This is a genomic window from Flavobacterium sp. CG_23.5 (assembly GCF_017875765.1).
GTDB lineage: Bacteria > Bacteroidota > Bacteroidia > Flavobacteriales > Flavobacteriaceae > Flavobacterium.
In genome coordinates this window covers 317,368-331,238 of record NZ_JAGGNA010000001.1, presented here as the reverse complement: position 1 = coordinate 331,238, position 13,871 = coordinate 317,368, and the positions used below count along the sequence as shown (strand labels likewise).

Here is a 13,871-nt window from a genome sequence, read left to right as displayed (position 1 = left end):
AAAACAATTATTATTAAAAATAATTAGTTATTTCCATGGCCAAATCTTTGTTGCTTTTACTTAAATAATTTAAAAACATAGCTTCGGTACTATGTCCGGTAACATTCATCAAATAGGTTGTTGGGATTGTGCCGTAAAAATTTGAAGCAAATGAACGTCTTCCAATATGGCTTGTTATCAATTCCCATTTAGGGAACATTCCGGATTCTTTACGGTATTGCTTAACATCTTCTTTGTCTTTCATCTTCTTTTCGGTTTCGTCTTCTTTTTTAATATCGCTTAACTTACTGCCTTTTATCTTCTGGGTAATTTTGCCAATTCTGCATACTTGTTTTATGTAGAGATTATATTTAGGATCCGAAATTACCTTTGGAAAATTACCTTCTCTTTTCTCCAGGATAGCCATAACTTTTGGATGTAATGCTACTGTCATAATTTTATCAGTCTTAACCTGAGTAAACTCAATAAAAGGCTTAAAAACGCCTTCTTTGTTTTTCTCTAAGCGAATCATGTCTTTTGTGAAACGCATAAAATCTGATATTCTTTGCCCAGTATAGCAACTGATTATTAACCAGTCCTTCGCATTATCATAATTATCATTCAATCGCCTTTTGTCAATGTTTTCAATTTTTTGCAGCTCATCGAAGTTTAAATAGATTTTTTCTATTTTATAGTTAGGCGTTTTAATAGTTCCTAACTGGTGACTGATCTTTAATCCATTATGTCCAGCATGATTACAAACTGTTTTGATAGTCCTTAGATCCTTTGAAATTGTATTTGGAGCATAATTATTTTTTAAACAATATTTTTCAAAATCCAATCTGAATTTATCATTTACATCTGCAATCTGAATCTTTGATTTTTTCTCAAGTTCATAACGTTGCAGCAAATGCTTGGAAACATTGTATTTTTTCAAAGTACCAACCGTTATTTCATTCTTTTTACACTCAATGAAATAATCAAAATACTTTAGTAATTCTGTAGGTAATAATTCAGCTTCTTGAGGAGGGTTGTAATACCAATCAATCTGGCTTTGAAGCCATTCTTTATTTATCTCAATCGGATTAATTGAATTGAATGAATTTATTATGTGGTTTTCAATTTTATTGAGTTCGTTATTTACTTCAGTCTGCATATTTGTAATATCAATATCTTTAGACTTTTTTTTGTGCTGCTTGCTCCAATAATCTTTTAATACTTCTAACTTCGTGTTTGCGCCAAAAACAAAATCAGCATCGTTCAAACGATACAATAAACGTAAGTGTAAACTTGCTTTTTCTTTAGTTGAGCGATATAAAAAATTGACAGTTGCCATAGTAGAAAAGATTAACAGTACAAATATAATTCATTTGTACGGTACTTGTACGGCAAAATGCAAATAAACAATAACTATTGCAAATTAAATGAAAAGATATAAAACGTTTTAATGACTGAAAATGTTGATTTTAAAAGTATATTTGCAATAAAACCTAAACATTAACGAAATATGCTTTTGCACTAAAAGTAGTTCAGTCAAGGTCACTTTAAAAATCCTTAATTATACTGATAATCAGTATTTTAAGGATTTTTTATTTTAATATTTCCCCACAACTTTTAGTCTTTATCCATCATCACTTTGACGAAATTTATTTATAAACCATTCTGTTACATAAATTAACTCATCATTGGTTTTCTCAAAGATACTAATTACGTTTAATGCTTTGCAAATAATTTCAGTTCCCTGTTTGGCTGTAACGTCATCACGTTTTACAAATGCCAGTAATTCAGTATTATTTTAAATTATTATTTCCATTATCATCTATTTTTAAATTTGAATCCATTCCGTTACTAAGTGAATAATTATTGGTTGAAAATTACTTTTGTTTTGGCTGGTACTTAGTTCAGTTGCTTTTAGTAATGGAATAACAAATGTTAAAAAGCAAAATAATTATAAACAAGAAATACTTGTAGATGCAATACAATTAGATCATTTGATTACCTTTAAATTTTTAAAACACTTTTCATGGAATCACAATCTTATAAAAATCACATTCGGTATTATCCACCGCATCATTTTGTTTATTATCCAATTATAATGACATTTCTAGCCTTCAGCGTGTATTTTAGTTGCACCACCGAAGACAAATTGATTTGGACTTTTATCAGTGGAATTTTTATTGTTCTGTTTTGTCTGGCTTTCATGTTGCGCCAACATTATGCATTGACTTTGCAAAACCGTATTGTGCGATTGGAACTTAGGTATCGTTATTTTACAATTACAGGGGAAAAATTTGAAGATTTAGAACACCGTTTGAATGATGATCAATTGTTTGCTTTACGATTTGCACCTGATGAAGAACTTGTTCCGCTTACAGAAAGAGCAGTTAATGAAAATCTTTCAGTAAAAGCAATTAAAAAAGCAATTGTAAACTGGAAAGGCGATTTTGATAGAGTTTAACATTTCACAACTATTTTTCTAAAACAATTATTTTGATTAAAGGCTTTTGGCGTTATGGAATTTTGTTTCTTTGCTCGAAATTATTACAATACTAAATTCGAATTTTAAATCCGTACATGCCAGAATATTTTTTAGACATTGAATACCGCAACCTGACGTATAATTCTGAAGAGATAAATTTTAAGGAATATGAATGCTGTACTTTTACAAACTGTAATTTTTCTAGTTGCAATTTCATAGCGGTCACTTTTATCGATTGTATTTTTAATGATTGCATTTTTACTGGCGCCCAAATAAATCATGTGGCTTTAAGAACCGTATTTTTCAATCATTGCGAACTAAGAGAGGTTAATTTTGCAATGTGTGATAAACTAATTTTCGAAGTTCATTTTAAAGATTGTAACTTGGATTTCTCCAAATTTTATACGCTGAAAATCAAAGGAACTTCGTTTTCCAATTGTAGTATTGTTGCTGTAGATTTTATGAGTACAGATTTAACCGAAGTCGTTTTTGATAATTGTGATTTATACCGATCTGAATTTGCGAAAGCAATTGCTAATAAAGCCAATTTCAAAACAAGTTACAATTACATCATTGACCCTACCAAAACAAAAATTAAGAAAGCTGTATTTTCATTAGAAGGAATAAAAGGATTGCTTTATAAACATGAAATTAAAGTTCAATAATGTTAAGAAATAATTTTTCCGTCTTCCATAGTAATGATTCGATTTGTTCTTTCAGCAAAATCAGTGTCATGGGTAACAACCAATAAAGTTTGGTTTTGTTCCTGAGTCAATTTATTAAAAATATCAAAAACTAAATCGCTGTTTTTCTTGTCCAAATTTCCTGTGGGTTCATCTCCCATAATGAGTAAGGGATCGTTGATTAAAGCTCTTGCAATAGCTACCCGTTGCTTTTGTCCGCCACTCAATTGATTGGGCATTTTCAAGGCTTGATCTTCCATATCCAATGTTTTCAAATGCTCCATTGCGCGATGTTCGAGTTCCTGATTAGAGAATTTACCCAATTTTAGACCAGGAAGCATTACGTTTTTTAGGACATTATACTCCGCAAGCAAATAATGAAATTGGAATACAAAACCAATTTTTTCATTCCGAATTAAGGCTAATTCTTTGTCTGTTTTTCCAGTAACAAGTTCGTTGTGAATATATATTTCACCGTCATAATCCGTATCCATAGTGGAAAGTAAATATAACAAAGTCGATTTCCCACAACCTGATTTCCCTACAATTGAAACAAACTCACCGTGATTTATGCTCATGTTTATTTCTGAAAGCACCTGAAATTTTACAGGATCGTAGAAATATTTATTTAAACCAATAGTTTCAAGAACTTTATTATTTTCCATACTTATTTTCCTCTGATAATTTCTACGGGATCTACTTTACTGGCTTTTAAAGCAGGGAAAAGTCCTGCTATAATGGTCGTAAATAATGCAAACACGATTCCTATAATATAAAATATTGGATTATAGTTTATCGGATACGTTTTTACGGTAGGTAAAGCCGCTGTTTCAAAGGGAATAACATCAATAATAGAGGAAAAAATATATCCAAACAGCAATCCGAATAATCCTCCTGATAACCCTATAATTATAGATAGTGAAATAAAAATCCATTTCACATCGCTGCCTGAAAAACCTGTGGCTTTAAGGATGGCAATACTGTCCATTTTTTCATAAATCATCATATTCAAAATATTATAAATTCCAAAACCAGCCACAATCAATAATACACATCCTACGGCATAGGAAATTATTGTTCGCACCGTACTTCCGGTTTCAAATTGGGAATTAGCCGTTTGATAATCTATCGTATCGAGATTGAATTTGTTGTGAAACTCTTTGGCGACAGTTGGAGCCGAAACCATATCATATAATTTGATTTGAATGTCTGTAATATATTTAGTAGGCTCTCCAAGTATTTTTTGCGCTGTCGCCAATGATGTGTAGCTCATGGTATTGTCAATATCAGCAATTCCAATTTGTGAAATACCAACAATTTTCAAAGAAGCCAAATTCCCTTTCGAAGAAGTGATTTTTATGACATCTCCTTTTACAAGCAGCATTTTATCAGCTAATCCTTTTCCTATTATTATACTGTTGTTTTCAGATAAATCAGCAATTTTTCCATCAATTATATAATCGCTCAATTTAAATAATTTTTCTTCTGCTTGAATATCAATTCCGTTGATTACACCGGAAATCTCAATGGTACCTGAATTAAAAAATACTGGAGTAGTTATTTTTGGTGCCACATCGATAATACGAGAATCCTTTTTTAAATAATTAATAATCGATTTACTGTTATAAATGGATTTCCCAATATCTTTTGGTTTTATGGAATGAATGAAATTAGATTTATTCTTGTAGGTTTCTGATAATGTTATTGGTTGGTTTTCTGAAGGTTTTATTTCATTATACAAAAGAATATGCGGTGTTCTGTTCAACATTAATCCGTCCAACAAATCATTTAAACCATTCATAAAACTCACCAAAGAAATAAACATAGCAATACTAAAAGTGACCCCAACAGCCGCGACAACGGTCTGTTTTAGCCTCGCCTGGAGAAGATGCAATGCAATATTTAAAATGAGTTTAAAGTTCATTATTTGGGCATATATATAGTTTCTTCCGAGGTCAAACCGTCTAAAATTTCTACTTTTTCATAATCACTCAAACCTATTTTTACTCTGCGTTTCTCGTCTTTGTTAACTAAAACGTATTCCTCTTTTATCAAATATTTCTTTGGAATAGTCATCACCTTTTTTTGGGTTTTAATGACGATATTAGCCTCTGCGGTAAGGTTCGGATAAAGTTTTTTGGGAGGATCTACAAAATGTGCTTCAATTTTAAAGGTGCGGGAACGTTCAACCATTATTGGATAAATTTTATCAATAATTGCTTCAAAAACCTGACCTTTATAACTATCCATCGTCACAAGAGCATTTTGCCCGATGGTGACACGAACCATATCATTTTCATCTACTTCCAATTCTAATAAAAAAGAATTTGCTTTACCAATGATTGCCAATGGAATTTGAGGAGTAATCAATGTTCCTTCTTTTACTAAAACATCAAATAATTGACCGGAGAAGGCACTTTTAATGCCAAAATCACCTTGAGATTTCTGATTGATCTGCAGATTGACTTTGTTTCTATTTTGCTCATTTAGTAATTGAGCTTTAAGTTGTGTCAATTGTTTTTTGGTAGATTCGTAATTGATTCTGGAACTTTTATAAGCCAGTTCTACTCTCTCAAAATCAACTTCCGAAATTCCACCTTGGTTTATTATATTCTTGTTCCTGTTGTAAATGGATTCGTCTAAGGTTAATCTATCTTTGGCAGACTGTACTTTCATTTCCATTTCAGCAATTTTATCCTGAATGTAACGATTACTTTCCAGACTTAATTGATACGCTAAACGAGCATTTTCCGTGTTTAATTCCGCTTTTTCATTTTCCAGTTCAAATAGTGTTTGTCCCTTGTTTATCGATTCTCCTGCAGTAACTTTTATCTTTTGTAGCGTTCCGTTCACTGTTGAATAAACGGTATATTGCCCTTCTGCTTTTACAACTCCAGATGCATAGACACTTTCTGTAACATCTCCTAAGGTAGGTTTAGTTTCTTCAATATCTTTTTTGGAACAAGATATTAGACTAAAAATAAGTATATAAAATAATGATATTGATTTTAAACTCATTTTATTTTTATTTGAACAAGTATACATTTGGATAAATTCTTACTATCAAATGTACGAAAATATACACTGTGACTGCCGATTCATTTTTATATAATTAGCTGCAAAAACAAAAATTTAAAAAAGTATTTTACCAAATAGTTATAACTGTTTTTCCATTACATAATCTTCCATTAAATAACCAAAATCCAATTCAATATTTTCTTCGGAAACAATTGTGAAACCCATTTTCTGATAGAACGTCAGGGCTTTATTGGATCGATTAACATTTAATGAAAGAGCAATGGACTGATTTTCTCTCGCTAAATTTTCAATCGTGTCTATTAATAACTTCCCTGCTCCTTTTCCTTGGGCTTTAGGAAGCAAATAGATTTTGTGAAGACGAGTACCGTTTTTATTCAAGTAATTATGCTCATAGGAAGCAAATCCCAAACAAATATCAGCATCATGAACTAGTATAAAACGATGTCCCTTTTTATTTAAATTTTCGCTCAAAGTCTCCTCTGAATAAAACAAATCAAGCATATACTCAATTTGTTCTTTGGATAAAATTGCGCCATAAGTATCTGGCCAAGATTGAAAAGCAATTTCTTGAATAGTTTTAAAATCGGCAGTTGTTGCCTCTGAGATTATTAACATTTTGTATTTTTTCGAACTTAAAAAAATTAAACCAAATCTCCTTTGGGGAGGAAAATAGAAAATTTAGCCCCAGCGTTGGGTTCGCTTTTCACTTTTATAAATCCTTTATGATTATCCACAATTCGACTACAAATAGCCAATCCAAGTCCGGTTCCAGCATATTTTGGGTCCGTTTCTAAACGTTTGAATAAAAGAAATATTTTCTCTGCAAATTCTTGTTTGAATCCAATTCCGTTATCGGTGATTACAATTTTATAATAATCAGTTTCATTTGCTATTTTATTTTCGAACATTTCTTCTTGGGTGATTTTATCAGAAGTAATGCTAATTTGAGGTATTACATCGTCTTTACTGTATTTAAGTGAATTAGATACTAAATTGATGAAAAGCTGTTTAAGTTGAAAAGGAATCGCTTTAAGCGTGGGTAATTTTCCAATTTGGATCACTGCATTTTTCTCTTCGACATTTGTCGATAAATCTTGTATCGTTTCTACAAGAATTTTGTTTAAATCCGTTTCAACAAAGACTTTGTCCCCTTTAATAGTTCGGGAATAATTGACTAAATCAATAAGCAAGGTTTGCATTCGATTAGCAGCAATTCTAATTTTTGAAAAATAGTCTCTTCCTTGCTGTGAAAGCGCATCAAATTCTTTTTCTTCTAATCTGGAAATAAACATTTGAATCTTGCGAAGAGGTTCCTGTAAATCATGGCTTACAATATTGTTAAAGGACTCAAGCTCTGTATTTATATATTTTAACTCTTTATTATTTTCCTCTAATTCAAGTGTTTTTTTATATTGATTTGTGATATCATAATTCACCCCTATTTTTATCAAATCTCCATTTCCGTCTTTCGTAAAACTACCAACAGCCATAATATGCCTTACCTCATTATCAGGAGTTAAATACCTAAAAAAAAACGAAGTAGCCTCCTGTTTTTTTAAAGAATCTGTATGTAATTTTTTTGCATGCTCCAAATCATCCGGATGAAAGTATTTTATTGAATTTTCTACATTGGGTTCAAATGCATTGGGTTCAACCCCCATAAGCCTATACAAATTATCTGAAAAAGTGTACTTATTTGTTTCTAAATTAACCATCCAGTGTCCAAAACCAGCCGTTTTTTCAGCCGTATTGAATGATTCATTCAGTAACATTAGTTTATCATTTGCTTGCTTAAGTTCCTCGATATCGATATTGGTTTTATTAAAGGACAGCAACAAGATTAAAAGGGACAGAATAATTAATAGAAAAGCTGTTATTAATGAATCTTGAAGTTCAAATTGATGGTTCGAATTTTGAAACTTAGTTTTTAATCTTTCTGAATAAATGATTTTGTAAACAAATAATTTCATCTTTTCAGTGTAATCATTACTCCTCATCAACTTATAATCAAGTCCCCTTTTATCCAAATTACTACTTTTAACAGCAATATAGGTATCCCTAAATAATTTGAACCTGTAGTTTATCAGTTTTTCAAATGTTAGAATATCTTTATGTCTTATAGAATCATTTGCAGTTAAGAGCTTTAGTTTTTTTATACCTTTTTCAATTATGCCTCTATTCAAAAAGCGGTCCTCTAAATAAGAATCATCTTTAGTAATAATATAATTTCGCAAACTATAATCGTAACTATTTATTATCGATAAAAGTTTTTCTAATTCAAGTTGGGTTTCATTGGATTTTGCAATTAATTCAAGTGTTGAGTTGAGTTTTTGCATTTGCGAGAAAAATTTGGAACCAAAATAACAAACAACAAGGATAGCAACAATTAAGGCTAATTTGAATACTTGAGAATTTTTAAATAATCCTGAAAATTTCATCTGTTCCTTTTTAAATGCTGAAGAAAAAGGTTTCTATATTTAATCCTGACGTATGAAATTGCCAATTCATATTGATGACTTCCTTTATTACTTTTTTTAGCATAGAAAAGTCATTTGGTTTTTTTATATAAATATTAGCACCCTCAATAAAGGTGTCTTCTATATCTTTTTCCGACGATGATGTGGAATATATCGCCACTGAAACATCTTTAAAACGAGTATTTGCTCTAATTTCTTTTAGACAATCGATTCCTGTTTTTCCCGGCATATTTAAATCCAGAAATAAAATATGAGGCAATAGGATATCAGGATCTACTAAATAATCCATCAAACCTTTACCATCTTTAAATAAAGTCAACTTATTATCCATTTTAAGCTCCATTATAGCTTCACTAAAAAAAGTGCGATCATCTTCGTCGTCATCCGCTAAAAGAATATGCATTGGATCTTGATGTGTAATCATAGAATATTTGAGGTATTATTTAGGTGATTTTATATTTATTCATTATTGGCTAATTTCCTTCTTTTGTCAACAACTCTTTTAAACATGGTAGGCGTTAATCCCGTCACTTTTTTAAATTGAGTTGACAAATAAGCCACACTGCTGTAATTTAATTCATAAGAGATTTCAGTTAAACTTAATTTTTCATCCATAATTAACTTTTTTGCTCTTTCAATTTTCTGAATAATAATAAAATTTTCTATCGAAGTGTACGTATATTCTGAGAAAACATTAGTAATATAACCATATCTATAATTCAATTTATCCGATAGATATTGAGAAATTGTGGTATTAGGAAATTTATCTTTTTCATATACAATTTCTACAATTGCATCCTTAATTTTTTGAATTAATTGACCTTTTGGATTATCGATAATATGAATACCGTATCTGTTGAGTGAAGTTTGAAGTTCCTCAAAGCAAGCTTCAGATATAGTATCACTAATTTCAATTTGACCTAATTCCAGCAATTGATAATTAATATCTAATTTTTCTAATTGATCTTGTAATATTGTTCTGCAAGCAACATTTCCATCATAATTATAATTCAGCTTCATTGCAATTATTAATTATTAAGGTTAAATTTAAAAATATAAATGTAAATCAAAAATTATAAATCGGTAACCAATAACTTCAATTAATAACAAAAATACTGTCAATAGAAAACAAAATCAATTATAAACAGCTGGTTTATAATTGATTTAAAAAATTAAAAAAAGAGGGTAAATTCTTAATATTAACAAAACATTCTAGAATTTAGCCGTGTATCGTTTCATTTTTTCCATAGTTTTCAATAATGGAAGCTTCAAATTCAATCCATTCTCGCCAACGTTTTTCCACATCTACTCCTACTCCGTACTTTCGGGCATATGTGATAAAAGTCGTATAATGTCCTGCTTCACTTTCCATCAAATCCCGATAAAATATTGACAATTCTTCATCTTGGATATTTTCTGAAAGCACTTTGAAACGTTCACAACTTCGAGCTTCAATCATAGCCGAAAACAATAACCGTTCGACCAAACTGGAAACTCTGCTGCCATTCCCACTTTTTTTCATATACAAATACAATTCGTTTACATAATCGTCTTTGCGCTCGCGCCCTAACTTCAATCCACGTTTAATTATGATATTATGGACTTGTTCAAAATGGTCAATTTCTTCTTTGGCTAAAGCCAATAAATCCTGAACTAAATCTTGATGCTCCGAGTTATTAGTGATAATTGTAATAGCATTTGTAGCAGCTTTTTGTTCGCACCAAGCGTGATCCGTCAAAATTTCTTCAATATTTTTTTCAACAATATTCACCCATCTTGGATCAGTTGGCAATTTTAATCTTAGTACAGACATTTTTTTTAGTTTAAAAGTTGAAAGTCAAAAGTCGAAAGTCAAAACTAAAAAAGAACATACAAATTTCTTTTCCAGACTTTCGACTTTCGACTTTAAAAATTTTAAGACTATTGTATTAGTATACGAAAATAGCTCTTTCGCTCATCATTTCGTTTACTTCATTAGCTACTTCTTCGATGATATCTTCGTTAGTATGATTCATTAGCACTCGGTCAATAAGCTCCACGATAGTTTCCATGTCTTCTTCAACCAGACCACGAGTGGTTATAGCCGGAGTTCCCACACGAATTCCTGAAGTCACAAATGGTGATTTATCATCAAATGGAACCATATTTTTATTAACGGTAATTTCTGCTCGTACCAATGCGTTTTCAGCATCTTTTCCAGAAATATTTTTGTTTCTTAAATCAATCAACATCATGTGATTGTCCGTTCCGCCTGAAATAATTTCATATCCTCTTTTTACAAAAGCATCTGCCATGGCATTTGCATTTTTTTGCAATTGTAAAGCGTAAGTGAAAAATTCATCTTTCAAAGCTTCACCAAAAGCAACCGCTTTGGCAGCAATAATGTGCATTAATGGACCACCTTGGTTTCCAGGGAAAACAGCTAAATCCAATAACGAAGACATCATTCTTATTTCTCCTTTTGGAGTGGTTAAACCAAATGGGTTTTCGAAATCTTTCCCCATCAAAATTAAACCTCCACGAGGACCACGCAACGTTTTGTGAGTGGTAGTTGTTACAATATGACAATGAGGCAAAGGATCATTCATCAAACCTTTGGCAATTAGCCCTGCCGGGTGAGAAATATCAGCCAATAAAATTGCTCCAACACTATCAGCAATTACTCTAAAACGCTCAAAATCCATATCACGAGAATATGCCGAAGCTCCCGCAATGATTAGTTTTGGTTGCTCTCTAGTGGCTATTTCTTGAATTTTATCATAATCTAACCTTCCTGTTTCCTTATCTACACCGTAAAATGAAGGAGAATATAAACGTCCTGAAAAATTTACAGGAGAACCGTGAGTCAAATGTCCACCATGAGATAAATCAAACCCTAAAATTTTGTCTCCGGGTTTAATACAAGCATGGTAAACCGCTGTATTGGCTTGTGAACCAGAGTGTGGTTGCACATTTGCATAGGCAGCACCAAATAATTCTTTGGCTCTATCAATAGCAATTTGTTCGATTACATCAACTACTTCGCAACCTCCGTAGTATCTTTTGCCAGGATATCCTTCGGCATATTTATTAGTTAAAACTGAACCAGCTGCTTCCATTACTTCATCACTGACAAAGTTTTCTGAGGCAATAAGTTCTAATCCGTGAATTTGTCTTTCTTGTTCTTCTAGAATAAGGTCAAAAATTTGTTCGTCGCGTTGCATTTCTTTGATTTTCGTTAATATGATGCAAAAATACAAAAAAACGTTTGGTTAATAGTTAGATTATAATATATTTGACATGTAATTTTCAACAAAATAATTAACACATCATGCCTATAACAGCTAACGATACTAATAGAAAATCTTGGTTAGAAGTACCCGCTAATAGTGACTTCCCAATTCAAAATATACCTTTTGGCGTTTTTCTTACGATAGAAAACGTTGTAACTGTAGGAACTCGAATTGGAGATTTTGCAATTGACTTAGGAGCTCTGCAACAATTAAACTACTTTGAAGGTATTGAGTTGACAGATGACATGTTCATGCAAGATACTTTGAATGATTTTATTTCCGATGGACAAAAAACGTGGCGATTGGTTCGAAACCGTATTGCTGATATTTTTGACGAAAAAAATCCAAAATTACGTGATTCGGAAAAAGATTGTGGTATCATAATTTTCAAAATTGAAGATGTTGAAATGCAATTGCCAGTACTTATAGGTGACTATACTGATTTCTATTCCAGTAAAGAACATGCGACTAATGTAGGGAAAATGTTTCGTGATCCAGAAAATGCATTGTTGCCAAACTGGCTTCATATTCCTGTAGGCTATCACGGTAGAAGTTCTACTATTGTTCCTTCAGGGATTCCTGTTCACAGACCTATGGGACAAACGTTGCCAAATGGCGAAACGACACCTGTTTTTGGACCTTCCCGTCTTGTGGATTTCGAATTAGAAACTGCATTTATCACTACCGATGTCAATATAATGGGTGAAAACATTTCAGTAACAGAAGCCGAAGATTATATTTTTGGAATGGTTTTATTGAATGACTGGAGCGCCCGCGATATTCAAAAATGGGAATATGTGCCACTTGGACCCTTCTTGGCAAAAAACTTTGCTACATCTATTTCACCTTGGATTGTTACGATGGATGCTTTGGAACCTTTTAGAACAAAAGGTCCAAAACAAGAACCAACTCCATTGCCTTATTTACAACAAAAAGGAAAACATTCTTTTGATATAAATTTAGAAGTCGCTATCCAGCCCGAGAATGGAGAACCAACTGTTGTTTCTAATTCTAATTTTAAATATTTATATTGGTCAATGTGCCAACAATTAGCGCATCATACTTCTAATGGTTGCCGAGTGAATTCAGGCGATATGATGGGTTCAGGAACCATTTCCGGACCAACTCCTGATAGTTATGGTTCGATGTTAGAATTGTCTTGGGGAGGTAAAAACCCAATAAAATTGAATGATGGAACAGAACGTAAATTCATAAATGACAACGACACCGTAATCATGAAAGGATTTTGCCAAAACGGACATCTTAGAATTGGTTTTGGCGAAGTTTCCAGTAAACTTCTTCCGCCATTTGTGAGAAAATGAATAACTAAAAAATAAACCTAAAAAACTCCAAAAGTGTAAACTTTCGGAGTTTTTTAGGTTTATGGTAATGAGGTCAGTTCGTCATCTAATTCTCAATAATTAATTATCTGATGTTTTAGCAACTTTGATTTCTCTTTCAATATTTATCTACATTTTTCCCTACTAATCTGTAAAGTAAAGTAGGTACAATAATATGTTTTAATTTAGATAGCAGTGGAAAGTTTTATGCAGTAAAAGGATTGTTTTTTGTTGTCCTAAAAGTGCAACTCTCGAGGCTTCGGGAGATGCTTCTTTGAGTGCTTACAAAAACATACTGAAACAAATAAACTTGCAACGAATAGCTGGTTTCGATAGCTCCTAAAAAATACAACAATGCATTAAAATTTTGTTAGAAAACGCAAAATTAGTATGGTGCAATGAAAATTAGTGTACTTTTGCCCCAATGAATAACACTAGTATAAATATAACTCCTATCTCACGGACAAACAAACCGACTACTTCTCCCGAAGTACGGATGCTATTGGTATAGTTTCCACAAGTGTTTTGTTTTATTTTTATTCATTTTTCATTTTACCGTTTTGAAATCACATTTATTTCCCGTTGGAATAGTATATTCCAAA

Annotated in this window: 13 protein-coding genes; 3 read left to right on the top strand and 10 right to left on the bottom strand. The window is 31.7% G+C overall.

All coding sequences use genetic code 11. The annotated features are described in order from the left end of the window. Positions 1 to 13: 13 nt before the first annotated feature. Entirely contained in the window at positions 14 to 1,315 is a 1,302-nt protein-coding gene (locus H4V97_RS01315) for a phage integrase SAM-like domain-containing protein (RefSeq protein ID WP_209548713.1), read from the bottom strand. Positions 1,316 to 2,002: 687 nt separating this feature from the next. Between H4V97_RS01315 and H4V97_RS01310 the strand changes: the two genes are divergently transcribed. Both H4V97_RS01310 and H4V97_RS01305 read left to right on the top strand, forming a co-directional pair. Next, on the top strand, positions 2,003 to 2,437 hold the full coding sequence (locus H4V97_RS01310) for a DUF6526 family protein (RefSeq protein WP_209548712.1): 435 nt from the start codon (positions 2,003 to 2,005) through the stop codon (positions 2,435 to 2,437). A gap of 116 nt (positions 2,438 to 2,553) precedes the next feature. Continuing rightward, positions 2,554 to 3,123, top strand: a complete 570-nt coding sequence (locus tag H4V97_RS01305) for a pentapeptide repeat-containing protein (protein WP_209548711.1) — start codon at positions 2,554 to 2,556, stop codon at positions 3,121 to 3,123. A gap of 2 nt (positions 3,124 to 3,125) precedes the next feature. Here the strand turns inward: H4V97_RS01305 and H4V97_RS01300 are convergent, their stop codons facing one another. From H4V97_RS01300 to glyA, 9 genes are all read right to left on the bottom strand, one after another. Next, a complete protein-coding gene (locus H4V97_RS01300; RefSeq protein WP_209548710.1) occupies positions 3,126 to 3,806 on the bottom strand; it encodes an ABC transporter ATP-binding protein in 681 nt (226 codons plus the stop codon). Positions 3,807 to 3,808: 2 nt separating this feature from the next. Further along, complete coding sequence (locus H4V97_RS01295) at positions 3,809 to 5,065, bottom strand: ABC transporter permease (protein ID WP_209548709.1); 1,257 nt, start codon at positions 5,063 to 5,065, stop codon at positions 3,809 to 3,811. After that, positions 5,065 to 6,159, bottom strand: coding sequence for an efflux RND transporter periplasmic adaptor subunit (locus H4V97_RS01290; protein ID WP_209548708.1), 1,095 nt, complete (start codon positions 6,157 to 6,159; stop codon positions 5,065 to 5,067). Before H4V97_RS01290 ends, H4V97_RS01295 begins: the two co-directional genes overlap by 1 nt. A gap of 138 nt (positions 6,160 to 6,297) precedes the next feature. Next, positions 6,298 to 6,795 carry a GNAT family N-acetyltransferase gene (locus H4V97_RS01285; protein WP_209548707.1) on the bottom strand — a complete coding sequence of 166 codons (498 nt, stop codon included), beginning with the start codon at positions 6,793 to 6,795 and terminating at the stop codon, positions 6,298 to 6,300. 26 nt (positions 6,796 to 6,821) lie between these two features. Next, on the bottom strand, positions 6,822 to 8,618 hold the full coding sequence (locus H4V97_RS01280; protein WP_209548706.1) for an ATP-binding protein: 1,797 nt from the start codon (positions 8,616 to 8,618) through the stop codon (positions 6,822 to 6,824). A gap of 10 nt (positions 8,619 to 8,628) precedes the next feature. After that, positions 8,629 to 9,081, bottom strand: coding sequence for a response regulator (locus tag H4V97_RS01275; RefSeq protein ID WP_231385413.1), 453 nt, complete (start codon positions 9,079 to 9,081; stop codon positions 8,629 to 8,631). Positions 9,082 to 9,116: 35 nt separating this feature from the next. Then, positions 9,117 to 9,677 (bottom strand): helix-turn-helix domain-containing protein, encoded by a 561-nt coding sequence (locus tag H4V97_RS01270; protein ID WP_209548705.1) that lies wholly within the window; start codon positions 9,675 to 9,677, stop codon positions 9,117 to 9,119. 199 nt (positions 9,678 to 9,876) lie between these two features. Then, on the bottom strand, positions 9,877 to 10,470 hold the full coding sequence (locus H4V97_RS01265) for a tRNA-(ms[2]io[6]A)-hydroxylase (RefSeq protein WP_073206106.1): 594 nt from the start codon (positions 10,468 to 10,470) through the stop codon (positions 9,877 to 9,879). Between the two features lie 115 nt (positions 10,471 to 10,585). After that, a complete protein-coding gene (glyA, locus tag H4V97_RS01260) occupies positions 10,586 to 11,860 on the bottom strand; it encodes a serine hydroxymethyltransferase (protein ID WP_196849558.1) in 1,275 nt (424 codons plus the stop codon). A gap of 107 nt (positions 11,861 to 11,967) precedes the next feature. Between glyA and fahA the strand changes: the two genes are divergently transcribed. Further along, on the top strand, positions 11,968 to 13,251 hold the full coding sequence (gene fahA / locus H4V97_RS01255) for a fumarylacetoacetase (protein ID WP_209548704.1): 1,284 nt from the start codon (positions 11,968 to 11,970) through the stop codon (positions 13,249 to 13,251). Positions 13,252 to 13,871 lie beyond the last annotated feature (620 nt).

What these genes read in the sequence shown, in the direction of transcription:
- H4V97_RS01315 (WP_209548713.1), bottom strand. Translation starts at nt 1,315, where the DNA reads ATGGCAACTGTCAATTTTTTATATCGCTCAACTAAAGAAAAAGCAAGT.
- H4V97_RS01270 (WP_209548705.1), bottom strand. Translation starts at nt 9,677, where the DNA reads ATGAAGCTGAATTATAATTATGATGGAAATGTTGCTTGCAGAACAATA.
- glyA (WP_196849558.1), bottom strand. Translation starts at nt 11,860, where the DNA reads ATGCAACGCGACGAACAAATTTTTGACCTTATTCTAGAAGAACAAGAA.
- H4V97_RS01290 (WP_209548708.1), bottom strand. Translation starts at nt 6,159, where the DNA reads ATGAGTTTAAAATCAATATCATTATTTTATATACTTATTTTTAGTCTA.
- H4V97_RS01265 (WP_073206106.1), bottom strand. Translation starts at nt 10,470, where the DNA reads ATGTCTGTACTAAGATTAAAATTGCCAACTGATCCAAGATGGGTGAAT.
- H4V97_RS01305 (WP_209548711.1), top strand. Translation starts at nt 2,554, where the DNA reads ATGCCAGAATATTTTTTAGACATTGAATACCGCAACCTGACGTATAAT.
- H4V97_RS01280 (WP_209548706.1), bottom strand. Translation starts at nt 8,618, where the DNA reads ATGAAATTTTCAGGATTATTTAAAAATTCTCAAGTATTCAAATTAGCC.
- H4V97_RS01285 (WP_209548707.1), bottom strand. Translation starts at nt 6,795, where the DNA reads ATGTTAATAATCTCAGAGGCAACAACTGCCGATTTTAAAACTATTCAA.
- H4V97_RS01295 (WP_209548709.1), bottom strand. Translation starts at nt 5,065, where the DNA reads ATGAACTTTAAACTCATTTTAAATATTGCATTGCATCTTCTCCAGGCG.
- H4V97_RS01300 (WP_209548710.1), bottom strand. Translation starts at nt 3,806, where the DNA reads ATGGAAAATAATAAAGTTCTTGAAACTATTGGTTTAAATAAATATTTC.
- H4V97_RS01310 (WP_209548712.1), top strand. Translation starts at nt 2,003, where the DNA reads ATGGAATCACAATCTTATAAAAATCACATTCGGTATTATCCACCGCAT.
- fahA (WP_209548704.1), top strand. Translation starts at nt 11,968, where the DNA reads ATGCCTATAACAGCTAACGATACTAATAGAAAATCTTGGTTAGAAGTA.
- H4V97_RS01275 (WP_231385413.1), bottom strand. Translation starts at nt 9,081, where the DNA reads ATGATTACACATCAAGATCCAATGCATATTCTTTTAGCGGATGACGAC.